This is a genomic window from Myxococcales bacterium (assembly GCA_016703425.1).
GTDB lineage: Bacteria > Myxococcota_A > Polyangia > Polyangiales > Polyangiaceae > JADJCA01.
On sequence record JADJCA010000023.1, the window covers coordinates 71,679 to 93,719 of the forward strand.

Annotated in this window: 26 protein-coding genes; 15 read left to right on the forward strand and 11 right to left on the reverse strand. The window is 67.3% G+C overall.

The window, feature by feature from the left end; genetic code table 11:
• The first annotated feature begins 141 nt into the window (after positions 1-141).
• Positions 142-609: a hypothetical protein gene (locus IPG50_31805; protein ID MBK6696743.1), complete on the forward strand. Its 468-nt coding sequence runs from the start codon at positions 142-144 to the stop codon at positions 607-609.
• Positions 610-632: 23 nt separating this feature from the next.
• On the opposite strand, the gene IPG50_31810 is transcribed toward IPG50_31805, so the two are convergent.
• A complete protein-coding gene (locus tag IPG50_31810; protein ID MBK6696744.1) occupies positions 633-1,724 on the reverse strand; it encodes a hypothetical protein in 1,092 nt (363 codons plus the stop codon).
• Between the two features lie 220 nt (positions 1,725-1,944).
• Between IPG50_31810 and IPG50_31815 the strand changes: the two genes are divergently transcribed.
• Positions 1,945-2,580, forward strand: a complete 636-nt coding sequence (locus IPG50_31815; protein ID MBK6696745.1) for a hypothetical protein — start codon at positions 1,945-1,947, stop codon at positions 2,578-2,580.
• A 27-nt stretch (positions 2,581-2,607) separates the two neighbouring features.
• Here IPG50_31815 and IPG50_31820 read toward each other — a convergent pair whose 3' ends face one another.
• From IPG50_31820 to IPG50_31840, 5 genes are all read right to left on the reverse strand, one after another.
• Complete coding sequence (locus tag IPG50_31820) at positions 2,608-3,129, reverse strand: hypothetical protein (GenBank protein ID MBK6696746.1); 522 nt, start codon at positions 3,127-3,129, stop codon at positions 2,608-2,610.
• A complete protein-coding gene (locus tag IPG50_31825; protein ID MBK6696747.1) occupies positions 3,126-3,539 on the reverse strand; it encodes a hypothetical protein in 414 nt (137 codons plus the stop codon). The genes IPG50_31820 and IPG50_31825 overlap by 4 nt, the downstream gene beginning before the upstream one ends.
• A 78-nt stretch (positions 3,540-3,617) precedes the next feature.
• Positions 3,618-4,157, reverse strand: a complete 540-nt coding sequence (locus tag IPG50_31830) for a hypothetical protein (protein ID MBK6696748.1) — start codon at positions 4,155-4,157, stop codon at positions 3,618-3,620.
• Between the two features lie 127 nt (positions 4,158-4,284).
• On the reverse strand, positions 4,285-5,019 hold the full coding sequence (locus IPG50_31835; protein MBK6696749.1) for a hypothetical protein: 735 nt from the start codon (positions 5,017-5,019) through the stop codon (positions 4,285-4,287).
• A gap of 197 nt (positions 5,020-5,216) precedes the next feature.
• Positions 5,217-6,257, reverse strand: coding sequence for a zinc-dependent alcohol dehydrogenase family protein (locus IPG50_31840; protein ID MBK6696750.1), 1,041 nt, complete (start codon positions 6,255-6,257; stop codon positions 5,217-5,219).
• Positions 6,258-6,512: 255 nt separating this feature from the next.
• Between IPG50_31840 and IPG50_31845 the strand changes: the two genes are divergently transcribed.
• The 3 genes from IPG50_31845 (at position 6,513) to IPG50_31855 (ending at position 9,149) form a co-directional block, all read left to right on the forward strand.
• Positions 6,513-7,940: a serine/threonine protein kinase gene (locus IPG50_31845; GenBank protein MBK6696751.1), complete on the forward strand. Its 1,428-nt coding sequence runs from the start codon at positions 6,513-6,515 to the stop codon at positions 7,938-7,940.
• Positions 7,941-8,096: 156 nt separating this feature from the next.
• Complete coding sequence (locus IPG50_31850; GenBank protein MBK6696752.1) at positions 8,097-8,351, forward strand: hypothetical protein; 255 nt, start codon at positions 8,097-8,099, stop codon at positions 8,349-8,351.
• 351 nt (positions 8,352-8,702) lie between these two features.
• Positions 8,703-9,149: a hypothetical protein gene (locus tag IPG50_31855; protein ID MBK6696753.1), complete on the forward strand. Its 447-nt coding sequence runs from the start codon at positions 8,703-8,705 to the stop codon at positions 9,147-9,149.
• 198 nt (positions 9,150-9,347) lie between these two features.
• Here the strand turns inward: IPG50_31855 and IPG50_31860 are convergent, their stop codons facing one another.
• The gene (locus tag IPG50_31860; GenBank protein MBK6696754.1) at positions 9,348-9,983 is read right to left on the reverse strand and encodes a hypothetical protein; all 636 of its coding nucleotides are present in this window, start codon (positions 9,981-9,983) and stop codon (positions 9,348-9,350) included.
• A gap of 192 nt (positions 9,984-10,175) precedes the next feature.
• On the opposite strand from IPG50_31860, the gene IPG50_31865 reads away from it, so the two are divergent.
• Positions 10,176-11,846 carry a serine/threonine protein kinase gene (locus IPG50_31865; GenBank protein ID MBK6696755.1) on the forward strand — a complete coding sequence of 557 codons (1,671 nt, stop codon included), beginning with the start codon at positions 10,176-10,178 and terminating at the stop codon, positions 11,844-11,846.
• Between the two features lie 44 nt (positions 11,847-11,890).
• Here IPG50_31865 and IPG50_31870 read toward each other — a convergent pair whose 3' ends face one another.
• Positions 11,891-12,550, reverse strand: a complete 660-nt coding sequence (locus IPG50_31870) for a hypothetical protein (GenBank protein MBK6696756.1) — start codon at positions 12,548-12,550, stop codon at positions 11,891-11,893.
• Positions 12,551-12,677: 127 nt separating this feature from the next.
• Here IPG50_31870 and IPG50_31875 point away from each other — a divergent pair, with 127 nt between their 5' ends.
• Together IPG50_31875 and IPG50_31880 are read left to right on the forward strand one after the other, a co-directional pair.
• Positions 12,678-12,890 (forward strand): hypothetical protein, encoded by a 213-nt coding sequence (locus tag IPG50_31875; GenBank protein MBK6696757.1) that lies wholly within the window; start codon positions 12,678-12,680, stop codon positions 12,888-12,890.
• Between the two features lie 16 nt (positions 12,891-12,906).
• Complete coding sequence (locus IPG50_31880; GenBank protein MBK6696758.1) at positions 12,907-13,218, forward strand: hypothetical protein; 312 nt, start codon at positions 12,907-12,909, stop codon at positions 13,216-13,218.
• Positions 13,219-13,302: 84 nt separating this feature from the next.
• On the opposite strand, the gene IPG50_31885 is transcribed toward IPG50_31880, so the two are convergent.
• Positions 13,303-14,238, reverse strand: a complete 936-nt coding sequence (locus IPG50_31885) for a carbon-nitrogen hydrolase family protein (protein MBK6696759.1) — start codon at positions 14,236-14,238, stop codon at positions 13,303-13,305.
• A gap of 100 nt (positions 14,239-14,338) precedes the next feature.
• On the opposite strand from IPG50_31885, the gene IPG50_31890 reads away from it, so the two are divergent.
• The 4 genes from IPG50_31890 to IPG50_31905 all read left to right on the forward strand — a co-directional run bounded on the left by IPG50_31890 (position 14,339) and on the right by IPG50_31905 (position 17,780).
• Positions 14,339-15,328, forward strand: coding sequence for a LysR family transcriptional regulator (locus IPG50_31890; protein MBK6696760.1), 990 nt, complete (start codon positions 14,339-14,341; stop codon positions 15,326-15,328).
• Between the two features lie 108 nt (positions 15,329-15,436).
• On the forward strand, positions 15,437-16,207 hold the full coding sequence (locus tag IPG50_31895) for a type 1 glutamine amidotransferase domain-containing protein (GenBank protein MBK6696761.1): 771 nt from the start codon (positions 15,437-15,439) through the stop codon (positions 16,205-16,207).
• A gap of 89 nt (positions 16,208-16,296) precedes the next feature.
• Positions 16,297-16,560, forward strand: a complete 264-nt coding sequence (locus IPG50_31900; GenBank protein ID MBK6696762.1) for a hypothetical protein — start codon at positions 16,297-16,299, stop codon at positions 16,558-16,560.
• A 119-nt stretch (positions 16,561-16,679) separates the two neighbouring features.
• Positions 16,680-17,780 (forward strand): HAMP domain-containing histidine kinase, encoded by a 1,101-nt coding sequence (locus tag IPG50_31905; protein MBK6696763.1) that lies wholly within the window; start codon positions 16,680-16,682, stop codon positions 17,778-17,780.
• A gap of 24 nt (positions 17,781-17,804) precedes the next feature.
• Here the strand turns inward: IPG50_31905 and IPG50_31910 are convergent, their stop codons facing one another.
• On the reverse strand, positions 17,805-18,764 hold the full coding sequence (locus IPG50_31910) for an alpha/beta hydrolase (GenBank protein ID MBK6696764.1): 960 nt from the start codon (positions 18,762-18,764) through the stop codon (positions 17,805-17,807).
• A gap of 65 nt (positions 18,765-18,829) precedes the next feature.
• Entirely contained in the window at positions 18,830-19,225 is a 396-nt protein-coding gene (locus IPG50_31915; GenBank protein ID MBK6696765.1) for a DUF1801 domain-containing protein, read from the reverse strand.
• An 83-nt stretch (positions 19,226-19,308) separates the two neighbouring features.
• Here IPG50_31915 and IPG50_31920 point away from each other — a divergent pair, with 83 nt between their 5' ends.
• The 3 genes from IPG50_31920 (at position 19,309) to IPG50_31930 (ending at position 22,005) form a co-directional block, all read left to right on the forward strand.
• Positions 19,309-20,181, forward strand: coding sequence for a hypothetical protein (locus tag IPG50_31920; GenBank protein ID MBK6696766.1), 873 nt, complete (start codon positions 19,309-19,311; stop codon positions 20,179-20,181).
• 40 nt (positions 20,182-20,221) lie between these two features.
• Entirely contained in the window at positions 20,222-21,673 is a 1,452-nt protein-coding gene (locus tag IPG50_31925) for an NAD(P)H-binding protein (GenBank protein ID MBK6696767.1), read from the forward strand.
• Positions 21,674-21,738: 65 nt separating this feature from the next.
• Positions 21,739-22,005, forward strand: coding sequence for a YdeI/OmpD-associated family protein (locus IPG50_31930; GenBank protein MBK6696768.1), 267 nt, complete (start codon positions 21,739-21,741; stop codon positions 22,003-22,005).
• Positions 22,006-22,041 lie beyond the last annotated feature (36 nt).

Below are 22,041 nucleotides of genomic sequence, written 5' to 3' on the forward strand. Positions count from 1 at the left end.
CGGTTGCGGCCGCGCCGCAACCGGTTGCTGCGCCAGCGCCTACGCCTGCTGTGGCACCCCCACCTGCCGCTCCTGCGATTCGGGCGCCTGCGTCGAGTGAGCCCGACATGAGCGCCCTCGATGCGGGTTGGGACGCAGACGATGACGACGACGACGCGGAAAGACGACGACGAGCAGGCGGCGCCGTCCGAATCGCAATCGGAGCCGCGCTCGCCTGTCGTGCGCGAGCGTCGAAAGAGCGCGGCGGAGAAGGCGGCCGCGCGCAAGCGGAAGGCCGAGCGCCGCAGCGAGCGACAGAAGGCGCGGGCCACAGCCTCGCAGCAGAAGCAGAAGCCGAAGAAGCGGAAGGGAAAGTCGCCTGAAGCGGAGCCGGCTCGAGCGAATGGGATGGCGCCCTCAAAGAAGCCGACGCAGAGCGACGCGGAGGTCAAAGCCGCCGCGAAGAAGTCGCGTGCCGCGGAGCCTCGCATCGACACACGTGACGATGCCAGCCCCGAAGGCGACGTGACACCGCGGGCGATGGACAGGGGCTGGCGCACCATGGCGGTCCTTGTCGCCGTCGTGCTCGCGCTCGGCGCGGCGGTGTTCTTCTTGATGACGAAGAGGTAGCCGCGCGGGCACGCGGCGTGAGCTCAAAGCGCGGTGATGGTCTCGACCCAGACCTTGATCGGTCGATGGTCGTGGACCGTCGCCGCCTCCGAACCCGACCCGGAGATCGTCACGCGCTTGCCGACGAACGTCCGAAGCTTCTTCTTTTCCGCTTCTGTCATCGACTGGGGCGCTAGCTGGATCTCGGAGACAGATTGCCCACCAAAGTCGCAGAGGGGCTTGTCGAGCTCCAGCGTGAGAAACTTCTCCATCTTGCCCTGGAAGTCGGCTCCCTCGCCGCTGGCCACGCGGCCGCTCACTCCCTTGATCGGCGCTTGGGGGTCCGTCTTGGGGACCTCCTCCCACGCGAGCCGAACGCACGCGCTCGCCGCCTTCTTGGAGGCACCGGGCCGCTTGGCCTTCGCCGCGTCTTCTGCCGTATGCGGTCGAACCTTCGCCCAGACCTTCTTCGCATTCTCCAAGAACTCGGGCGGCGCCTTCTTGAAGGATGCGTCGACGACGAACTCGCCCCCCATCGATTCCTGGATCCCTTCCGCCGCGCGGAACGTCGAGCCCCGCAAGATGTACTTCTGACCGTCCTCCACCGTGAGGAGCTTGAGCGTCGCGGGAGTGATGTCGCTCGCGCAGTTGAGCGCGTACGCAAACGTCAGCTCGCCAATGCCGTCCTTGTCTAGGTCGGTGACCGCCAGAGCCGCGTCTCTCCACTCGACGACCAGCTCGTTCTCGCAGTTGTCGACGCGGTCCTTCACCTGACGCAAAACCTTGGGCGGGCTCCCGGCGACGACGTGAAGAGCCTCCAGGCTTCCGCTCGTCTCGCCGTTCGCGGCCTTCTTCGCGCGCTCGGTTCGGGAGAAGACGGCGAGGTTCTCACCGTTTTTGTCGCTCCAAGCGACGATCTTGTCGATCTTGCCCGCGGCGACCACGCCGCTCGGCATGTCCGCCGCTGGGAGTACGCGCATCGCGCTGACCACCGCTGGCTTTGCGCCCGACGTCGCCGGCGCCGGCGCCGCCACCGCCGAAGATGGCGTCCCGCCAGGGGGCGCCTCCGTCTTCGAACAGCCGAGCGCGCATAGCAAAGCGACCGCGACGACCTTCACTGTGGCTTCCATCATCATGGCTCCTCGCAACGTCAACGACGGGCGCGTCGTGGCGCATTCCCGCCACTGCGGCCTCTCGCCCCTATACCAGCAGATCTAACGCACGGCATCGGCCACTCGGCAAAGGCCCTCTCGACCATGAGAGCCGTCCCTTGGCGGCGCGCACGCTACGTCGGGCCGTGACCCGAGCGGAGCTGAGTTCGCTCCGCTCGCGGCGAGCGCGTAACCTGCCGTCTCGATGCTCGTCGCGCTTGAAAGTTGGCTGCGCCGCGCGCGCTCCGCCGCGGGGCCAACGACGGCGATCATTGTCCTTCGGCTCGTCGTCGGCTTCGCCTTCGTGCCGGCGGGCCTCAAGAAGGTGCTCGGTCAACGCTTCACCGACCCCGCGAACGGTGGCGCCTTCCACGAGTTTCTGCACGCGTTCTACGCAACCGGCGCGTTCTATCGATTCGTCGGCGTCTTGCAGCTCGTCGCAGCCGCTCTCCTCGTGACGCAGCGCTTCGCCTTCGCTGGTGTCGTGCTCGCGCTTCCCATCGCGACGGCGATCATGGCGCTTTGCTGGAGCACGGGCGTCACTCCCACCGCGATCGTGATCACGCTGATTTGGTTCGCCTTGGTTGGAATGCTCTTGTGGGATGTCGACCCGCGCGCCATCGCCCTTCGTCCGCGGCCGTCTCCGCCATGCCCCGGCGTGGACCTTCAGCGGTGGCAACGTTGCGGGCTCGCGATGCTGGTCGTCTACGGCGTGGCATGCGCGGTCGAAGGCGGGGTGTATCGCCCGCGCGGCCTCGAGCTCTCCGACCCACGCTTCTACGTATTTCCGGTCATCATGCTCCTGCCGATCGCCACGTTGATCCTCGAACGCCGTCGGTAACCTTGATCCGGCGCGACCGAAGTGATCTTAGGGAAGACAGAGAAACTGGCCGCTGCCGGCCGGCTCGTCCGTGGTCTGGCACTTGAGCGCGCCCGGGCACGTGAACGTTGCCGCGGCCTTCTTGCACAAGAAGGCGCAGCCCTTGTCGCCCGCTGCGTTGGCGTCGGTGACCAGGCAAAAGGCACTGGTGCCTGGAGGTGCGTCGGCGCAGGCCGCGCTCGAGGTCTTCGGGCAGCTCTTGGTGCAGAACCCGGTCTTTCCTCCGGCTGGACCTGCGAGGCAGAAGAGGCCCGCGCCGCAGCTCGTGTCGTCGCCAACCTTGCACGGCGAGCCGAAGGCCGTTTTGGGCGCCGCGTCCGCCGTGCCGGCATCGTCGGAGGCTGCGTCGTCCGCGGCCGCGGCATCAAGCGACGAGGCAGGCGTGCCGGTCGTGCTGGGCGCGGTCGAGCACGCCAGTAACAACGTGCACAGGGCTCCGACCAGCGCTTCCCGTTGCGTGAGGAACCCGAGCGACGTGAACGACGCGCGGAGGCGATGAGAGAGGCTCATTGGACCCTCGCAAGCTGGGCCGGTGCCGAGGAGGCCGCGCTGCCGAGGCGAACGCGGTAGTAGGTCCACACGGCGTTGAACGTCGCGAAGACCGCGACGAAGGCCCAGGCGAACGGCGGACCGCCATCGAGCGCCGACCACACCAGCCCGAGCGTGGCCGTCGCCGACCAAATGATCTTCACGTTCAGCATCGCGCGGAAGGCTTCAGCGCCTTCGTTTCTCCCGAGGAGTGACTGGATCCCAATTCCAAAAAGCGCCGCCGCGACGAGCCTCGTCGCGACAGGGTCGACGGAGGCCCATCCGAGCAGGCCGAGGAACGAGCGAGGCGCCAGGAAGAGCGGCGCAGCGAAGACGACATCCGCCATGAAGTGCACCACGAACCACGCGCGCAGCGACGCAGGAGGAGACATGGGCAGCCTCTCGCACTCTCCGCAGTTCGCGACAAGTGCCAGTGACGGGCGGAGGTGCCGCTTCGCCGGCGCCGGGTTCTACTTCGCCGGCACGCAGGCCGTGTAGGGCGCGAGGTTGCACTCCCATCCGCTCTCGGGGCAATCGGCGGACTTCGTGCACTGACGCGAACAGAATCCGTGCGTCTGCCCGTCGTTGCCCTTGAACTGGACGCACTTGCCGTCGGCGCATTCGCTCGACGCGGTGCAGTTGTCTCCGAACTTCGTGTTGCCCTTCGGCTTGTCGGCCGACGACGAGCTCGACGAGCTAGAGGAACTCGAAGAGCTCGACGAACCGGTGCTAGACGACTCCGTGCATGGCTTGTCGGCCAACGGATCGAGATCACCGCCCGTGCCGCCACCCGTGCCTCCGCCGGTGCCCGACCCGGTCGGCTTCTTCGGATCACCGGTCTTGCCGGTCCCGTCGGTCGTCGAACCCGTGGTCTTGTCGCTCGACGAGCCGCAGTTCCCGTTTGAACCCCCAAGGCCTGAGCCACCCGAGCCGGTGCTCCCGCCACCGCTGCTGCACGCAGCAGCCACGAGAACCAAGAGCGCGCCAATACCCACGTCGAGCTTTCGCATCACTACCTCCCAAGACGCCTGACCCGGCAGCCTGCGTCGCCGTGCATTACGTCTTGGTCGGCCGCTTCTACCCGAACGAACCGGGTGAACGCGCTTTACTCCCTGCGTCACGGCGGGCAGCGACGACTCAGTCGTTGTCGTCTTGGTCCACCTGACGAACGTCGATCTCGAGCGTGCCGCCCAGGATCTCTGCGTAAGGGCGGCACATGGCGATCGCTTCGTCGGTGTCGATCAGCTCCAGCACCGCGAAGCCCCCGAGGAGCTCCTTCGACTCGGTGAACGGGCCATCGAGCACCCGCAGATCGTTGTTGGTGAACACGAGTCGCTTGGCTGTGGCGCTGGGCTTTAGCTCGAGCGTGCGAAGCAAGACCCCGGCTTTGGTCATCTCCGTCGCGAGGCGCGTGAGCTCAGCCTTTTGCTTCGGGCTGCGCGGGCCTGCCTCGGTAGTCGCATCGGCCTTTTCGATGAGCAGGAGTTGAAGCGGCGGGTTCTCGGGCGGTGGCGCGAGGCCGATGTCCCAAGGCTCGCTGACTTTGCCCAGCTCGATCTCGCCGTCGCCGAGGATCTTGCCGTAGCGCTCGGCCCAGCCGATGGCCTCTTCGCGCGTGCGCACCTTCAGCAGCCAAAGCGCGTGAGGCAGCTCGTGCTCGCCTCGGTAAGGACCGTGCTTCACCGTGCAGCGGCCGTCGCGAAACACGAGACGCGTGCGCGTGTCGCTGCCGCGGAGCCCGGCTCCATCCCTGAAGCGTCCCGACTTTGCATACTCACCGATGAACGCGCCCATCTTCATGACGACCTCCTTCGGGGGCGGCTCGCCGGCTTCGGTTCGCGGATCGTTCTTGTGCATGATCAGAAAGCGCATGTCGGACTCCTCGCTGGGCCGGCGATTGCCGGTCACGTCTGAAGACGCGACGGACGAGCCGGGGCCCTATCGACACGGGGGTCGATCTTTTTGCAACTCGGCGACACTCTAGAAGATTCTGCGCCGCGCGGGAGCGCGGGAGTGATGCGCGCAGCTACGGCGAAGGCCCAGCTGAGACGCTCAAGGGGGCGGCGCCGTCAGTTGGTGATGACGACCTTCATGGCTCGCTGCTGCATCGCATCGCCGAACGTGTCGTACGCCTTCATCGCGTCGGCGAGGGCGAAGCGGTGCGTGATGAGCTTCCTCGGGTCGATCTTGCCCGAGAGCACGGTCCGAAGGAGCATCGGGATCGCCTTCGTATCGACGAGGCCGGTCGTCAACGTCACGTTGTGCGACCAGAGGCGGTCAAGTTCGAGCTGCACCGGCTTGCCATGAACTCCAATGTTCGCGATGTGGCCGCCGGCCGTAACCGCGCGCTGACAGAGGTCGAACGTTGCGACCACGCCGACCGCCTCGATCGCGACGTCGACCCCGCGGCCCGACGTCAGCGCCATGATCTTCATCAGCGCTTGCCTATCGCTGTTGTTGATGACGCTCGTCGCGCCGAGCGCCTTCGCGATCTCGAGGCGGCTATTGTCGGTGTCGACCACGATGATCTCCGCGGGCGAATAGAACCTCGCCGTCAGAATGGCCGACATGCCGATGGGACCCGCGCCGACGATGGCCACTGTGTCGCCCGGCTTCACGCGCCCGTTCATGACGCCACACTCGAAGGCCGTCGGCAGGATGTCGCTGAGCATGACGAGCGCTTCCTCGTCGGCTCCGTCGGGAATGGTGTGGAGGCTTCCGTCGGCAAATGGGATGCGCACGTACTCGGCCTGCGTGCCGTCGATCTCGTTTCCGAGGATCCAGCCTCCGCCGCTCAGGCAGTGCGAGTACATCGCCCTCTTGCAGTTGGCGCACTTGCCGCAGGCGCTGATGCACGAAATGATGACGCGGTCGCCCACCTTGAAGCTCGAGACGCTCTCGCCGATCTGGTCCACGACGCCGACCCCTTCATGGCCGAGCGTGCGTCCCTTCGCAACGCTCGGGACGTCGCCCTTCAAGATGTGGAGGTCCGTTCCGCAGATCGTCGTCTTCTTCACGTGGACCACGGCATCCGTCGGCTTTTGGATCGTCGGCTTCGGTTTGTCTTCGAGGGCGCGTTGGCCCGGTCCGCCGTAGACGAGTGCTTTCATGATGGCGTCCTTGCTGTGGGGTAGCGCACCACGTTGCAAGATTCGCACTCGCCGGCTCGCCGGCGACTTTTTGGGGAAAGTCACGTGGGCGAGCCGCGTTGGGCGTCGGCTCTTCGACTCCGAGTCGCCAAGTCGCACGGCCTCGTTCTCGAAATGCGGATTGCGACGAGGACGTGGTCACCGTGCTGGCCATCGGAAGAATGCCATCTTCGTGTTGGGCGCCCTGCCGGCGGATCGCTAACATTTTGGGTTCGCATGGGAGACAGCTCGGTTCCCGCGCCCGGCGAGGTGATCGCCGGGCGCTATTGCATCGAAAGCGTGGTTGGCGAAGGCGGCGTGGGCGTCGTCCTCGCGGCAGTCCATCTGGAGCTTGGGCATCGGGTGGCCGTCAAGGTGCTGGGCGAGCACCGCTCGGCCTTTCAGATCGAACGCTTTCGTCGCGAGGCCCAGCTGGTCGCGCGGCTCCAAACGGAGCACGTCGCGCGGGTGACGGACTTCGGCTTGCTCGCGAGCGGCGCGCCCTACGCGGTGATGGACTACCTCGAAGGTCGCGACCTCGAAGAGGAGCTCAAGGCTCGGGGACCGCTGCCCATCGAGGAAGCGGTCGGCTACATCCTCGCCGCCTGCGAGGCGCTCGCCGAGGCTCACGCCAACGGCATCGTCCACCGAGACATCAAGCCCAAGAACATGTTTCTGGCCCGCAAGGTCGGCGGCGTAACGATCCTCAAGGTGCTCGACTTCGGTCTCGCGAAGGCCGGGCCGCTCGACGCGAGCATCACGCGCACGCAAGACATCTTCGGCTCCCCCGCGTACATGGCGCCGGAGCAGATGCGCTCCGCGAAAGACGTCGATGCCCGCGCGGACATCTGGGCCCTCGGCGCCACGCTGTATGAGCTTCTCACGGGCGCGCCGCCCTTCGAAGCTCCGTCGGTCGCTGAGGTCTGCGCGCTCGTGCTGAAGGAGCCAGCGCCCTCGGTTCGATCGAAGCGACCGGACGTGACGCACGTCTTGGCCCGCATCATCGACAAGTGCCTCCAGAAGGAGCCGCAAGAGCGCTTCGGGACCATCCTCGAGCTCGTGCAGCGGCTCGAGGCATTTGGCGCGGCGAAGCACGCAGGGATCGCGAAGCACATCGAGGCCATCGCCGCGTCGACGCCGTCCTCGGGCCCGTTCTTGCCGCTTTCCCCTCCGTCTCAGCGGGAGCCGTCGCCGACGTCTCGTTCATCGGTACCCGGCGACGCCGCTCGCGCTGGGCGTCCCGCGGGAAAGAGCAGCCTCGACATCTCCGTCGAGCTGCCGCGATCGGAGCAAGCGACCCTTGCGGAGGTGCTCGTCGTCCCGGGTCCGACGCGCCGACGCGCGGTGGCCGCGATGGCGGTTGTCGCGCTCGCGGTCCTCGCCGGCGTGGCGCTCGTGTTCACGCGACCGCAGCAAGGAACGGCCTCGGCGGCGCTCCTCGCCGCTCCCGGCCAGGTGCTCGCGAGAGCCCCGGCGGCCGCGGCCTCCGACGCTTCCGCGGAGGCCCGTGCACAAGCGCCACTCGCGGCGTCGGCGGAGGTCGGCCCGCCGCAGGCTCACGCGCCGGCGGACGCTGGCTCGCCATCGGCGGGCGGGCTCGCGGTCGACGCGGCCGCCGCAGTGCGGAAGGCGTCCAAAGCGGAGCCGCGGTCGAAGAGGAAGTGAGCGCAGCGACGCGCACGAACTCGAAGGGCTTGCCGGCGCATGTCGACCTACGAGCTGCGACCGATCGACGCCCGCAAGTGAACCAAGGGCGCGCGCGGCCAGGGCGCTGCGAATAGTCTTGCTCGCTAATCCGTCTCTCTTCGCCTCGGAGGCCTCATGAACGTCTGGAAGCTCAGCACCGTTGCCCTTGCGGGCGCACTCGCGACAACCATCGGTTTCGGTCACGTCAGCCTGGCACAAGCCGAGCCGCAGCCCCACATGCAAGCCGCACTCTCGGCGCTCAAGGTGGCGAAAGAGCAACTCGAGAAGGCGAGTCACGACAAGGGCGGGCACCGCGTGAAGGCTCTCGGCCATACCAAAGACGCCATCGAGCAGGTCCAAAAAGGCATCGCCTTCGACGACAAGCACTGAGTCCCCAAGTTCGGTCGGGCGCGTCACATCGCCGCCAACGTCATCGCAGATGTAGCAACGTGTGCCACGCCATGGCCGGCGGCCAGAGGACCGTCGCTCCTTCGCGCTACTCTCGCGGGGTTTCTTGAGCGGTCTGTCCCTTGCAGCGGCAAGCGCATGCGACCGCACAGCGATTTCCTTCTCGTGGCGCTTCTATCGATCGGCTCGATCAGCCTTGCGGCGTGTGGTGGCGCGATCAGCGAGCCAGAGTCGGACGCCACTCGCACGGCTGCGCCGGCAGGCGGCGGGGGAACCCCCGGCGCGTCACCCGGCGTGTCACCTGGGGGCGGACCGAGCGTGGCCCCGGACGCCATGCCCGGGCGGCCGCCGTCGGTGCCGCTCGCCGTTGATGCGGCGGTCCTTCGCGTGACGCTCGCGCGCGTGCGCCTCGGAGCGCCGTCCGGATGCGACAGCCAATACCGGTCCGTGGACTACGAACGTGCGACCCAGACGATGAAGTGGCCGGGCTGCGCCTTCGCGGGCGGTCAGAAGCCGAGCGGGCCTAGCCAGGACTACCCGACGGTGGAGCGCGTCCTCGACGACGGTGAGGCGATTCGCGTGGAGCAGGCTCTCCAAGCGATCACCTACACCCCAAACCCGCCGTGCGGAGGCTATGACGGGCGCGAGCACTTCATGACGACGTTCGGCGCGGGCGGTGAGGTCAAGTACAGCGCGTACAACATCAACTGTTACAACTACCGGGCGGCCCCGGGCATCATCGACGCGTACGACGTCCTCGAGTCACTGCGCGGCCCGTAACGCCGCCACCTCGGGCTACGCGTCTCGCGAGCAGACCAGCCCTGACGCCGGCCGGCGGCGACAAGTGCGCCCGCCGTGGGCTTGAGCCCGAGATCTCGAAGCTCGCGAAAGCGCCCCGAGGACTTCATTCCGTGCTCCGAAACCAAACGCTCAAGCGCGCCGGCTGAGACGTTCGCCGTCGCTTTCGCGCCGCTTGCGTCAGAAGGTCGCGTCGACCTTAGGCGCGTAAATCGTCATGGAGTGAAAGCGCGTGTTCGGCGCTCCAGGCGCTTCGGTCACGCTGACGCAGTAGCTCGCGGTTTGACCGGTTGGCGTTGCCGAGAAATCGATGGTGCCCTTGAACCCGGACGCAAAGCGCTCGGCGCCGAGCTTCTCACAATCGGAGGAGAGCGGATCGCACCCGATGGCGAGCTCTGCGCCGGGCATCGCGCCGCCGTTGAAGTCGATGTGGCCGCCGGTTGTCGCGGCGACGCGCCACCAAAAGAAGACGGGCGCGGCGAAGGTCCCCGCGACGATGATGAGCTCGCCTGCGTCGCAGCAGTTCATGGCGATGGCCTTGCCGCGCGCTTCGAGGACCGGCACCTCGTCGCCGTTGACGAAGAGGCGCGGCGCCGTGCCCGTGCAGAGCCCCGAAGGTGGAACGCCGGCTTCCCGCGTCGTCGACGCGTCGGGCGCGGCGACCACGGGGGCGGACACGCCAGGAGCGCCTGCGTCGCTACCGGTGGGGGCGGATTCGGCGATGGCGCCGCACGACGCGGTCGCGAACGCGGCGAGGCCAAGGACGGGCATGGCGCGAACCAGGCGAACGAGGCAGACGACGGTGCAAGCGTGCATCGGTACTCCGGGCGCCGACCACAGGCCGCGCCGAGGAGGCTTAGCGCGGGCGACACCTCGCGGCCAGCGGTCAAGGCGGCGACGCACCGCGGGAGGCGCGTCGTTTGCGTCCTCGAGCGTTTTGGTAAGGCCGATTGGTAGGGCCGGGGAACGAGCCGTACGCCGCGCGCGAGGCACGTGTATGACTGGTCCTTGGATTCCACCGGAGGCGCAGTCGACCAAGAGCTGCGGCAAGCCCGGCTCGCCCGCTTCGGTCGCGACCTCTCCTTCGTGAACCTCGGATATGTCGCGGTGATCACCGCCACAGCGCTTTTCGTGGGGCGCGCCCCTTTCAGTCGCGCCAGCGTCCCACTCCTCGTCGTCATCGTTGCGTTCGCTGCGATGTGGCTCCTCTTACGCGGCGCGCCGCGCTCCCGACGATTCGTTCGCGTCGTCGAATTCTCGGCGCTGTTCGTCGGCACGACCGCGTTCTCATCGATGGCGCTCGTCTTAGACCTCACGGCGTCGCCCGACATGATCGTGCGCACGGGCCTCACGTACATCCTCCTCGTCTACGCCGTCTACGTCCCGTCGACGGCACGGCACACCCTGATCGTCGCCGCGCTCATGACGGTGCCGCTGCTCGGCTGCATCTTCGTCGCGTTCCGTTCGTGGGATCCCGCGCTCCACGATCCGCCCGCGGCCATCTGGCCCAAAGGCCAGGTCGGCGACATCGCCTTCATCGCGACGTTCGTTTCGTTCGTCATTTGGGGCATCGCCGCGGCGATCGCCGTGGCCTTCTCGCAGCTCGTTCATGGCCTCCGCAAGGCGGTGAAAGACGTCCAGCGGCTCGGACAATACACGCTCGAGAAGAGGCTCGGCGAAGGCGGGATGGGCGTGGTCTACCGCGCGTCCCACGCGATGCTGCGTCGCCCCACCGCCATCAAACTCCTCTCGCCCGACCGTGCCGGCAAAGACGCGCTCACGCGCTTCGAGCGCGAGGTGCGGCGCACCGCGATGCTCACGCATCCCAACACCGTGACCGTCTTCGACTACGGACGCACGACCGACGGCGTCTTCTACTACGCGATGGAGCTCCTCGAGGGCGCAGCGCTCGACGAGCTCGTCGAAGTGGCAGGTCCCCTGCCGGAGGAGCGCGTCATTCACTTGCTCGAGCAGGTTGCGGGATCGCTCGCCGAGGCGCACGACGCTGGGCTCATTCATCGCGACATCAAGCCTGGCAACATCCTCGTCGTCGATCGCGGCGGCATCTCGGACTTGGTCAAGGTCGTCGACTTCGGTCTCGTGAAAGATGTCGGCTACAAGGCGTCCGACGTGGCCGCGTCGGAGCCGGCGCTTACGATGACGAACGCGATCACCGGGACGCCACTCTACATCGCGCCTGAGAGCGTCACGGCGCCAGTCACGGTCGACGCGAGGACGGACATCTACTCCGTCGGCGCTGTCGGCTATTGGCTGCTCACGGGCACGCACGTCTTCGGCGGACGCTCGATCCTTGAGGTTTGCGCGCATCACCTGCATTCGGTACCCGACGCCCCGTCGGCGCGGCTCGGCAAGCCCGTGTCGGTCGATCTTGAGGCCGTGCTCCTCGCGTGCTTGGCGAAGCGACCGGAAGATCGGCCCGCTTCAGCGCACGTCTTGCGCGAACGCCTTCAGGCCTGCGTCATGGCGGGTCGGTGGACGAACGCGCGCGCCGCCGACTGGTGGAAGGCCCACCGCCACGAACTGCGGTCTGGTGGCGCGTCTGGTGGCTCGTCTGGTGGCTCGTCTGGTGGCTCGTCTGCTGGCGCGGGCTCGGGCGCGCCCCGCGTGGAGGGCGATGCGTCCGTTCCGCCTCTCCTGGTCACGCGCGTCGCCGACTAGGAGCACGGCCACCGTCGAGGATCTTTCCGCAACGCGCCTCCCGCTTACGGAACCGACAAGGCCACTTCGACGTCCTGACCCGCCACGACGGTCACGGGCTTCGTCCCTCGCACGGCGGGAGTCACCGCTCGACTGTTGACCTCGACGACGTAGTCGCCGGGCGCGATGCTCTCGAGCGTCGCTCGCTTCGCCTGACACGACTCTTGGACTTCCTTCACCTTGTTCGTGAGCGCGGTCCCCGACGTCGGCGGTCGATAGAGGGCGACGAAGTAAGGCTGAACGACTCCCGGGGGGCAGCCGTTCCACGTGACGTTCACGTTCGATGCCTTGGGCCGCAATGTGAGATCGAGCGGGCCGCTCACCTTCCCGTCAGGGAACGACGCGGTCATCGAGGCCTCGAAGCGGGGCGTTCCCGCGCCGTCGAGCCCCTCAGCCTTGATCCCATAGCTGCCCGTCGTGATGTCGCCGAGGTCGCCGGCCCCGGCCGCGCAGGCGAACTCACTGGCGGCCGATGCTCCGCCCGGCGGAGTTACGGTGACCTTCACCTTCTCGACCTTGTTCGAGGCGCAATCGCCGCTCCCGAACTTCCACGCGAGCGAGAGCTTGTTGTTGGCGTCGCCTTCACCACTGCAGCCAAGGAGGCACACGAGAAGCGGGATGGTTCGAGTGTGCGTCAGTTTCGTTGAGACGGTGCCGATGTGCATCTTGCAGCAAAGACTACAGGGCGACGTCCTGTTCCGGGATCCATCGTTCGGACATTGGGGGACGGCCCCGGGTTGCTGTTCGGCGGCACCCCCTTTCTCGACCCGATTTCTCGACCCGAACGGGGTCATGATGCTCGGCGCGCAAGCGTACAGCGCCAAGCGATCGGCGACGTACCTCTTGAGCGCCGCGGACGGCGCCGAGTCTCGCGTCGTCGAGCACTTCGCCGGCGCTACGATGGCCGCCGTCGCGAACGCAGACGCTGCGCTTCGCTGCGAGAGCTGCGTGGCCGTGACACGAAGACTCGGCGCGCTTGGTCCTACAGGCCTGGCACGCGGCTAGCAACGCGCCCGTCACGATGCGGTACTCCCTCAAAGGCGCCGTCGGGAGCGTTCTCCTTGGCGCTCTGCTCCTCGGCTGCGCGCCTGGACCCAACCCGCTCGTGCATACCGCGACGAATGGTCCGCCCGCCGGCTTCTTCCTTGGGCTCTGGCACGGCGTGATCATCTGGATAACGTTCGTGGTCTCGCTGTTCGACCCTTCCGTTGCGGTCTACGAGGTGCGCAATAGCGGGTGGACCTACAACCTAGGCTTCGTGATAGGCGCCGCGTGTCTGCACGGGAGCAGTGGCGGCGCGGCCGCGAGGCGACGACGGCGAGGCGGCACGTAGGCGCCGACGTCCGCTCAACCGAGCGTCTGGGGTGGGGCTGCGGGGTGAGGAAGGCGCTCCTGGCGTGGCCCGACGCGCCGCGCTTCAAGTGTCGACGACGGGTGGCATGGCCGAGCGTCGGACGTGAAGCTGGAACACGTCCGCGCGAGCGTAGTGACCGGTGACGTCGAGAACCCGACGTGCGGGCGCCACGGCGGCGCGATCGATGTCCGCGAAGAGGAGGCCCTTCTCGCGGCGCATCGGTCCGGCGATGAGCTTTCCACCGGGCGCCACAACGACGGAGTCGCCGTCGTTCACCCACTCGTTCGGGTCCGGGAAAAGCTCGGAGCGCCCCGGGAAGTCGGCGGGGATATCGCTCGCCTCGAGCGCGGTGCCGCATCCGACGACGAAGCAGCGCCCCTCGCGGGCGATGTGCTGCATCGTTCCGATCCAGCCGTCACCGCTGTCCCACGTGGGGGCGAACAAGATCTCCATTCCGTCTGCGTAGAGCGCGTACCGCGCGAGCGGCATGAAGTTCTCCCAGCAGATGAGCGCGCCGACGCGCCCGATCGGTGTCTCGATCGCGCGCAGGCCCTGCGCGTCGCCTGTGCCCCAGACCATTCGCTCAGGGTTGGTCGGCATCAGCTTACGGTGGCGGTTCTTCACCTCTCCGTCGGCGCCGATGAGCACGACGGTGTTGTAGAGGGTGCCGCGGCTGAACTCACCGTCGAGCTCGTTGATCCCGCAGAGCACGGTCGTGTCGTTGCGCCGCGCTGCCTCACGGAGCGGCGCGAGGTCGTCGCGGGCGAGGTCGATCGCGTTCTCGAGCAGCTCGGTGTGGATCTCGCCGATGAGGGTCATGTCGCGACCGGGTCGCAGGCGCCAGATCCACGTGGGGTAGCCGGGAAGGAACGTCTCGGGGAACGCGACGAAGCGCGCGCCGCCGCGTGCGGCTTCGTCGACGAGAGCCGCCGCGCGCGCCATGGAGGCGCGCTTGTCGAGGAGAACGGGCGGGCTCTGCACGACGGCGATGCGGGGCATCCCCCGACTATAGCGCGGGGCCGACCGCGTCAATTCCGGCGCTCGCCGGGCCTCAGACAACCTTGACCGGTGCAACTGCGCCGCAACATAGTTGCACCGAGTGGAACCATCAGACCTGAACCTCCTCGTGAACCTCGACGCCCTCCTGCAAGAGGGCAGCGTCACCGGTGCGGCCCGGCGAGTGGGCTTGTCGACGCCCGCCATGAGCCACGCCCTCGCGCGTATCCGAGAGCGCATCGGCGATCCGGTGCTCGTACGCTCGGGGCGCGGCATGGTCCTCACCCCCCGTGCCGAGGCGCTAAAGCCGCGCGTTCACGCGGTGGTTCGTGAGGCGCGCCTCACCCTCGAGGCGGAGGGGCCTTTCGTCGCGCGCGAACTGTCTCGAACGTTCGTCGTGCATGCCACGGACTACGTGCTCACGGTGCTCGGGCTCGCGGTCGACCGGATCCTGCGCGAGGAGGCACCGCTCTTGTGCCTACGGTTTGTCCCGAACACGCCTGACGACGCGGCCCAGCTCCGGGACGGCGGGTCGGACCTCGCGGTGGGCATCTACGGCGAACTGCCACAAGAGATGCGAAGCCGGCAGCTCCTCACGGATCGCTTCGTTTGCGCAGTCCGGAAGGGCCATCCGCTCGCGGCGAGGCGCCTCTCCCTTGAGCAGTTCGTGCGGCTCTCTCATGTCCAGGTCGCACCGAGGGGAAAGCCGGGCGGCTACATCGACGACGTTCTCCGGGAGAGGGGCCTCTACCGGAGAGTCGTTCGCGCCGTACCCTACTTCGTGACGGCTCTTCAGCTCGCCATGGAGACCGACTACGTCGTGACGATCTCCGAACGCATCGCGGCAAGGCTCGCGCCCGGCTTTGGCCTGAAGGTGCTTGAAGCGCCGCTCAAGCTTCGGCCGTACGCCCTCAGCCTGGTGTGGCATCCGCGGTTCGACGGTGACGCCGGACATCGCTTCCTGCGCGAGGTGTTCGCGCGGGCCGCGCGCGAGACGGCCGGCGACCACCACGACGAGCCCCGGACTCGACTCGACATTGGCGCAACGTCCGGCCAGCGGCGAAAGCGGCAGCGGAGAACGCTCAAGTCGTAGTTGCACGCGGCGAAACGATGACTTTCATGAGGTTCTGTTGTCCGTGCCTCTCGGGCGCTCAATAGTCGTATCCCGAGAGACGCATTCCGCGTCGCAACGGAGCGCACCATGAGCCTCAGAGATCCGAACACCGTCAACAAGAGCAAGCCCAAGCGCGTGGCCATCGTGATCGCCAACCCGACGACGTCGACCACGACAGGTTGGCCCGTTGGCTTTTGGTGGTCCGAGCTCACCCATCCGTACCTCGCGTTCCACGATGCGGGCTACGAGGTGGAGGTCTTCAGTCCTGCCGGTGGCAAGTGCGAGGCTGACGGAATGAGCGACCCGCGCGATGCCAGCGGCTACTCGGCGAGCGATCTCATCAGCATGGGTTTCCTCTCAACGCCAAGCCTCGCGGCCCTCATCGAGAGGACGAAGCCCGCGTCGGAGATCAGCGTCGCCCGGTTTGATGCGCTCGTCGTCGCAGGTGGACAGGCGCCGATGTTCTCGTTCGACAAGGCGACCGAGCTCCACAAGAAGTTCGTCGAGTTCTACGAGGCCGGCAAGATCGCGAGCGCGCTGTGCCACGGCGTCGCGGTCCTCAAGTACGCCAAGCTGTCGAACGGCGAGTACCTCGCGAAGGGCAAGACCGTCACCGGTTTCGCCAACGCCGAGGAGGACTTCGCGGACAACGCCGTGTGGGGCATGGGCGCGCTCTCGAGGGACAAGCACCTCATGCCGTGGCGCATCGAGGACGAACTCAAGAAGCTGGGCGCCAACTACGTGCAGGCGGGCCTGTGGCGGCCGTTCGCGATTCGCGACGGCAACCTGATCACGGGACAGCAGAACTTCTCGGGCGGGGAGACGGCAAACCTGATCATTGAAACGGTGGGGCGATGAATCGGCGGGTTCACAGTCTCAGGGGGGACGCATGAAGGTCGCGATGCTCGGCCGCGGAGGAGCTTCAGAAGAGGCTGCCGAGAGCCCACGTGTTCAAGTCGTTCAACGCTCAAGGCGCGGAGAACCTCGCCCGGCCGGGCTACGGCGACGTGCGCGCGACGAACTTCTTCTGCGGCGATGACGAAGCCGGAAAGAGCGTGGTGAAGCAGCTCGTCGAAGATGTAGGCTTCGACGCCGTCGACGCGGGGCCCCTCAAGAACGCGCGACTCCTCGAGCCCATGATGCTGCTGTGGATCGCGTGCGCCAAGTCGTGCCGCACCCGCGATATCGCCTTCCGACTGCTGCGGCGGTAGGCGGCGAACACACGGCATCGCTCGTTTTGGCTGCCTCGCAGTCAACGACGGTCATCTCTCTGTCACAGTTGACCGCGCAGCGAGCGCCTCGGCGCGTTGATGCGCACGTTGAGCGGCCCATGGACCTGCCCGACGCCAAGCCCCGCAACGAGCGCGACGAGACGGATGCGAGCCTTCAGGCGGAGCGAGAGAAGGCTGACACCGAGCTCGCAAAGGCACGGAGCGACGTCGATGCCGACGCCGACCGCGTCGTCGAAGTCGCGCGCGAGCGAGCCGAAGCGACGCTCTCCGAGGCGCGCGACCGAGACGACCGGAACATGGCGGTCGCTGGCGTCGCTGGCGGTGTCGCCCTTGGGGTTGAGCGCGAGCGCAGGGCCGAGGACAAGACCGTGGCTCTTGAACAGGACGTCGCCGACGAGCGCCTACGGGCCGAGCGCGGGGAGCGGCAACGTGCCCTCTCGGCGCTGCTCTTGCTGGAGCGCGAAGCCACCGACGACGGGCTCCTCGTCGAGCGGGCACGAGCGGACGAGACCGTCGCTACCCGCGACGAGTTCTTGGCCATGGTGAGCCACGACCTCCGGAACATGCTCGGCACGATCGCCATGAGCGCGGCGACGATCGCGACGCGCTGCCGGGCGCGACCTGACGGTGGCGTCGATGCCGAGGGCGCACGCCACGCAGAGCGCATTCAGCGCTCCACGGCGCGCATGAACCGGCTCGTGGGCGATTTGCTCGACGTGGTGAGTCTCGAGTCCGGAGCGCTGCGTGTCGTCCCGGAACCGCACGAGGCCGCGGACCTCGTGAAGGAGGCGATGGCGGCGTTCCTCCCTTCCTTTGCTGCCAAGGGTCTCACGTTGACGCTGGAGCCCCCGGCGACCTCAATCGTGCTCGCGTTCGATCACGATCGGCTCCTGCAGGTGCTAGCGAACCTCCTCAGCAACTCCTTCAAGTTCACCGAGCCAGGCGGCAAGGTCACACTCTCGCTCGCGCGCGTCGGAGCCGACGCGCGCTTCTCGGTGACCGACACGGGCCCCGGCATTCCTGCGGCTCGCCGCACGACCATCTTCGAACGCTTTCAGCAGGTCACGAAGGACGGCCGTGGCCTGGGGCTCGGTCTCTACATCTCCAAGTGCATCGTCGAGGCGCACGGCGGTACGCTCTGGGCAGAGAGCCACGAGCCGCGCGGCGCTGCGCTGCGATTCACGATTCCCGCGTCGTGACGGCCTTTCCTCAACGGCCTTTCGTCAGCGCGAGACGAACGCTGCCACCGGTGCGACGGACCGCTCCGGACTCTCTTCGTGCGGGACGTGACCGAGGTCGTCGAAGACGACGAGCTCGCTCCCACGAATTTCGCGCTGAAAGCGCGCAGCGTTCTCGGGAAGGATCAACCGATCGCGGCCTCCCCAGAGGATCAGCGTCGGCTGCGTGAGTTTGGGGATCTCGGCCTCGAGCGCGCCGAAGTCTCGAGTTCGAAGTCGCTCCGTGACCGCAGCCCGATTGCCCGCCCGCAAGGTGAGCTCGAAGTACCGGTCGATGAGCTCCGGTGTCACGCGGCTCGGGTCTCCGTACACGTCGCGAAGGCTCGACGCCACGACGGAGCGCGGCAGCGTGAACAGCATGAGCTTGTTCAGTCCCGGGGTCTGCGCGATGCGGAAGCCGATGGGCATCGACGTCGCCCGCGGCGCGTAACCACCCGAGTCGACCAACACGAGCTTGCTCACGCGCGCCGGCGCTTGCCGCGCGACGCTGATGGCGACGGCACCACCCAGCGAGTTGCCGGCGAGCACGCAGCGCCGAACCGAGAGCGCGTCCAGTACGGCGATGACGAACCGCGTGTAGCCGTCGAGCGAGTAGTCGTGAGTCGGTGTCGGCCCCGTGAGCCCGAAGCCCGGGAGATCCATCCGAATGACCCGCCTGGTGCGCGCGAGTGACGGCGCCCAGCCGTCCCAGGTGTGGAGGCTCGCCGACGTTCCGTGAAGGAGAACGATGGGCTCGGCATCGATGGCGCCGCCGGTCGGGCCTTGATCGCGCAGGTGAACGGGGAGCCCCGCAACGTCAATGAACGTCGACGGCGGGGCCGCCCACCGCGCTGTGAGCTGGACGACGCTCCGGTCTGGCTCCCAATAGGCGAGCGTGAACGCCGTCACGAGCAGGGTGAGGGCCACCGCCAACGCAAGGGTCAGGCGCCCACCGATTCGCAGCATCCTGCGCACGCTCGGACCGTAGCTCCGTCACAGGCGCAGGTCCATCGCGCCCCGCAGCAGAGTGGCTACCACTCACCAAGCTTCACGAGGACGCCTCGTCGCTTGACGATGTTCTTGTAGTCCCACTGAATCTTCTTCGCCTTGCGCAGCCAGCGTGCAAGCTTGGTGACCTGGATGTCGTCGGCGCTCGTATAGAGGACGTGCGCGGCCTTGAACGTCCCTTCGGGCAGAAGGTCGGGCTCGTCGAAGGACCGACCGCTCCAGAAGAGGAGCTGCACGCCCGCCTTGCGCACCGCGTAGCCAACGAGCGGATTGCCGTCGTCGAACCACACCGGGTGGGCGTGCCAGATCTTCTTCTCGGCCTTCGGAAGCCCCTTGTCGAGGAGCTTCGCGAGCGCAGCGCAGGTCTTCTTCTCATTGGCCGGCTGGGCGTTGTTGTACGCGGCGATGGTGGACGGCATGGGCGGCGATGGTACTTCAGTCGGCGGCGCCGATGGGGCCACGGGGCACCTCTCCAGCTCGGCGAACGCGTAGGATGCTCCCCGTGCCTCCGCCTTTCGCCAAGCCGCTGAACAAGCGCCAAGTCCGTGCGAAGTTCTTTCCCGATGCCGCGCGCAAGGTCACGCAGCGGCTCACCGCCCTTGATGCGCTCGGCGTGCGAAAGAGCGACGCGGTCAAGGCTCCGCCGGAGATCAGCGCGCGCATGCTCACGCTCATCGACGCCCTCGTCACGGACGGGGTCTCGCCCTTCGCGGCCTCGCTTTACGCGCTGACGGGTGTGTGGGCGCCGCCGCTCGGCGCGCTCCTTGAGAAGTTCGCGTTCACTCGGGACGCGAGGGTGCAGCTCCTTACCCAGTTCGTCCGTCCGGAGAACCGCGAACGGTATCCGGTGTTGGACCTTAGCCGGCAAGAGCTGACGCGGATCCCCCAAGAGATCGAGGTCGTCCACGTCGAGCCAACGAACATCGGCTCGGTGAGGTCTCCGATTCCGTATCGAGAGATCAACCTCGGGTACAACCCCCTCGCTCGCCTCGGCGCGCCGGACTTCGAGCGGCTCAATCGCTTCGAAGGCATCCATCTCATCGCGCTCCAGCGAAAGACGCTGCCTGCCAGCATTGGACGGCTCACGAACGCGGTGATGCTGAACTTCTCATGGAGCGACCTCACGTCGGTGCCGCCGGAGCTCTACCGACTGAAGAGGCTCCGCGCCCTGAAGCTGAACTGGACCTCGATCGGGAGGCTCTCCCCGGACATTCGGCACCTCGGGAGCCTCGGGTTGCTCGAACTCGCCGAGACGCCGCTCCTCGAGACTCTCGCCGAGCTCGACGACAGCGAGACACGCAAGACGGAGGTCGTGAAGCAAGCGACGAAGCTTCGAGGCATCTTGCGCGAGATGCGCTGCAGGATCGTCGGGTGAGCCCCGCTTTGGTCCAGCGCGCAGGCCCCGGGCCGATGCGATGAGCGAAGAGCCAACGGGTACGAGGAAGCGGCTCGCCATCGCTGGTGCGACGGGCTTCGTGGGCCGCGCGCTCATCGAGGCCCTGCGAGTCGACTACGACATCGTCGCGCTGACCAGAACGTTGCCGTCCGCACCGCGGAGCGATGGGGTAGAGACGCGCGCCTGCGATCTCTTCAACTTGCGCGACGCCGAACGAGCGCTCGCGGGCGCGGACGCCGCGTTCTATCTGGTTCACTCCATGATGCCTTCGGCCCGCCTGACGCAAGGTCGCTTCGACGACATGGACCTCATCTGCGCCGACAACTTCGCGCGCGCCGCCAACGCGAACGGCGTCGCTCACATCACCTACCTCGGCGGTCTGCTCCCAGGGGCTGACGAGGGAGACCTCTCACGTCACCTGCAGAGTCGGCGCGAGGTCGAGCGCACCCTTGGTGCTCACGGCGTCCCCGTGACCACGCTACGCGCTGGACTCGTGGTGGGGGCAGGGGGCTCGTCGTTCGAGATGATGACGCGCCTCGTGGGAAGGTTGCCGTTCATGGTGGGCCCCTCGTGGACGCGCTCCATTTCGCAATCCATCGCGCTCGCGGACGTCGTGCCGCTCTTGCGATACGCGCTCGAGCACCCTGAGCTCGCGGGTCGCGCCTACGACGTGGGGTGCCCCGACGTCGTCTCTTACGCGGAGACCCTGCGGGTCGTAGGCTCCGTCCTCGGCAAACGGACGCGCGTGCTGACGCTTCCGGTGCGAACGGCGAGGCTCTCGCTGCTCTGGGTAAGCGTGATCACCGGTGCGCCGCGAGAGCTTGTGCGGCCGCTCATGGATAGCCTTCGCCACGACCTCGTGGCCCGCGATGGCCTCGTCCTGCAGTCGATGGCCGGAGTCGAGGCGATGTCGCTTCGCGCCGCCATCGAGCTTGCGGTCGCCGACGAGAAGGCAATCGAAGCGGCTCGCGCGAGCACGCCGAAGCCAAGGTCGACGCGTCGCGCCGCGGTGTCACGGGTTCGGTCGGTGCAGAGGCTGCCGCTTCCCGCCGGCCGCAGCGCCCGGTGGGTCGCAAGCGAATACACGCGTTGGCTTCCCCAGTTCATGGCTCCCTTCTTGCGCGTGGATGTCGACCCCTCCGGAACCTGCCGCTTCTTCCTCTGGCCCATCGAGCAACCACTCCTCGTGCTGCTGTTCGCGTCGGATCGGAGCGCCGACGACCGCCAGCTCTTCTACGTGACCGGAGGAGCCCTCGCGCGCGTCGTCGACGGAACACGGCCTCGTCTCGAGTTTCGCAGCGTTCTCGACGGCAAGTTCGTTCTCGCCGCTATCCACGATTTTGTGCCTCGACTGCCCTGGTTCATCTACGTCATGACGCAGGCGCTCGTGCACCTCTTGGTGATGCGGCGCTTCGGTCGCCACCTCGAGGGGCTCCAGTCCGAGGTGCTGCGGAACGGGGCTCCGCCGTGACCGCCCCGGAGGAGGCCGCGGGCCCGATCGCGTGCGAGCGTCGCCACGTGCTAGATACGTGTCTCGTGAGCCGCCAACGAGTGCCCGGTGGGGTCGTGCACAAGCTCCCCGACGACCTGCGCAAGGCGCTCGTCGCGAATCCCGCCGCGCTCGCTGCCTGGAACGACATCACGCCTCTCGCCCGCAACGAGTTCATCTGTTGGGTCGAGGATGCAAAGCAAGCCAAGACCCGCGAGCGCCGCATTCGACGAACCCAGGAGGAGCTAGAGGAAGGCATGCGGAGGCCGTGCTGCTGGCCCGGTTGCAGCCATCGCGAACGCACCGGAGCGTAGGAGCCGCGCTCCGCGAGCACGCGGCGAAAGCTCGCG

Bases quoted from the DNA above. Each gene is read 5' to 3' on its own strand.
- IPG50_31815 (MBK6696745.1), top strand. From the start codon at position 1,945: ATGCTCGTCGCGCTTGAAAGTTGGCTGCGCCGCGCGCGCTCCGCCGCG.
- IPG50_31830 (MBK6696748.1), bottom strand. From the start codon at position 4,157: ATGCGAAAGCTCGACGTGGGTATTGGCGCGCTCTTGGTTCTCGTGGCT.
- IPG50_31870 (MBK6696756.1), bottom strand. From the start codon at position 12,550: ATGCACATCGGCACCGTCTCAACGAAACTGACGCACACTCGAACCATC.
- IPG50_31875 (MBK6696757.1), top strand. From the start codon at position 12,678: ATGATGCTCGGCGCGCAAGCGTACAGCGCCAAGCGATCGGCGACGTAC.
- IPG50_31915 (MBK6696765.1), bottom strand. From the start codon at position 19,225: ATGCCGTCCACCATCGCCGCGTACAACAACGCCCAGCCGGCCAATGAG.
- IPG50_31895 (MBK6696761.1), top strand. From the start codon at position 15,437: ATGAGCCTCAGAGATCCGAACACCGTCAACAAGAGCAAGCCCAAGCGC.
- IPG50_31885 (MBK6696759.1), bottom strand. From the start codon at position 14,238: ATGCCCCGCATCGCCGTCGTGCAGAGCCCGCCCGTTCTCCTCGACAAG.
- IPG50_31860 (MBK6696754.1), bottom strand. From the start codon at position 9,983: ATGCACGCTTGCACCGTCGTCTGCCTCGTTCGCCTGGTTCGCGCCATG.
- IPG50_31820 (MBK6696746.1), bottom strand. From the start codon at position 3,129: ATGAGCCTCTCTCATCGCCTCCGCGCGTCGTTCACGTCGCTCGGGTTC.
- IPG50_31910 (MBK6696764.1), bottom strand. From the start codon at position 18,764: ATGCTGCGAATCGGTGGGCGCCTGACCCTTGCGTTGGCGGTGGCCCTC.
- IPG50_31845 (MBK6696751.1), top strand. From the start codon at position 6,513: ATGGGAGACAGCTCGGTTCCCGCGCCCGGCGAGGTGATCGCCGGGCGC.
- IPG50_31805 (MBK6696743.1), top strand. From the start codon at position 142: ATGACGACGACGACGCGGAAAGACGACGACGAGCAGGCGGCGCCGTCC.
- IPG50_31835 (MBK6696749.1), bottom strand. From the start codon at position 5,019: ATGCGCTTTCTGATCATGCACAAGAACGATCCGCGAACCGAAGCCGGC.
- IPG50_31810 (MBK6696744.1), bottom strand. From the start codon at position 1,724: ATGATGATGGAAGCCACAGTGAAGGTCGTCGCGGTCGCTTTGCTATGC.
- IPG50_31925 (MBK6696767.1), top strand. From the start codon at position 20,222: ATGAGCGAAGAGCCAACGGGTACGAGGAAGCGGCTCGCCATCGCTGGT.
- IPG50_31825 (MBK6696747.1), bottom strand. From the start codon at position 3,539: ATGTCTCCTCCTGCGTCGCTGCGCGCGTGGTTCGTGGTGCACTTCATG.
- IPG50_31840 (MBK6696750.1), bottom strand. From the start codon at position 6,257: ATGAAAGCACTCGTCTACGGCGGACCGGGCCAACGCGCCCTCGAAGAC.
- IPG50_31855 (MBK6696753.1), top strand. From the start codon at position 8,703: ATGCCCGGGCGGCCGCCGTCGGTGCCGCTCGCCGTTGATGCGGCGGTC.
- IPG50_31880 (MBK6696758.1), top strand. From the start codon at position 12,907: ATGCGGTACTCCCTCAAAGGCGCCGTCGGGAGCGTTCTCCTTGGCGCT.
- IPG50_31850 (MBK6696752.1), top strand. From the start codon at position 8,097: ATGAACGTCTGGAAGCTCAGCACCGTTGCCCTTGCGGGCGCACTCGCG.
- IPG50_31905 (MBK6696763.1), top strand. From the start codon at position 16,680: ATGGACCTGCCCGACGCCAAGCCCCGCAACGAGCGCGACGAGACGGAT.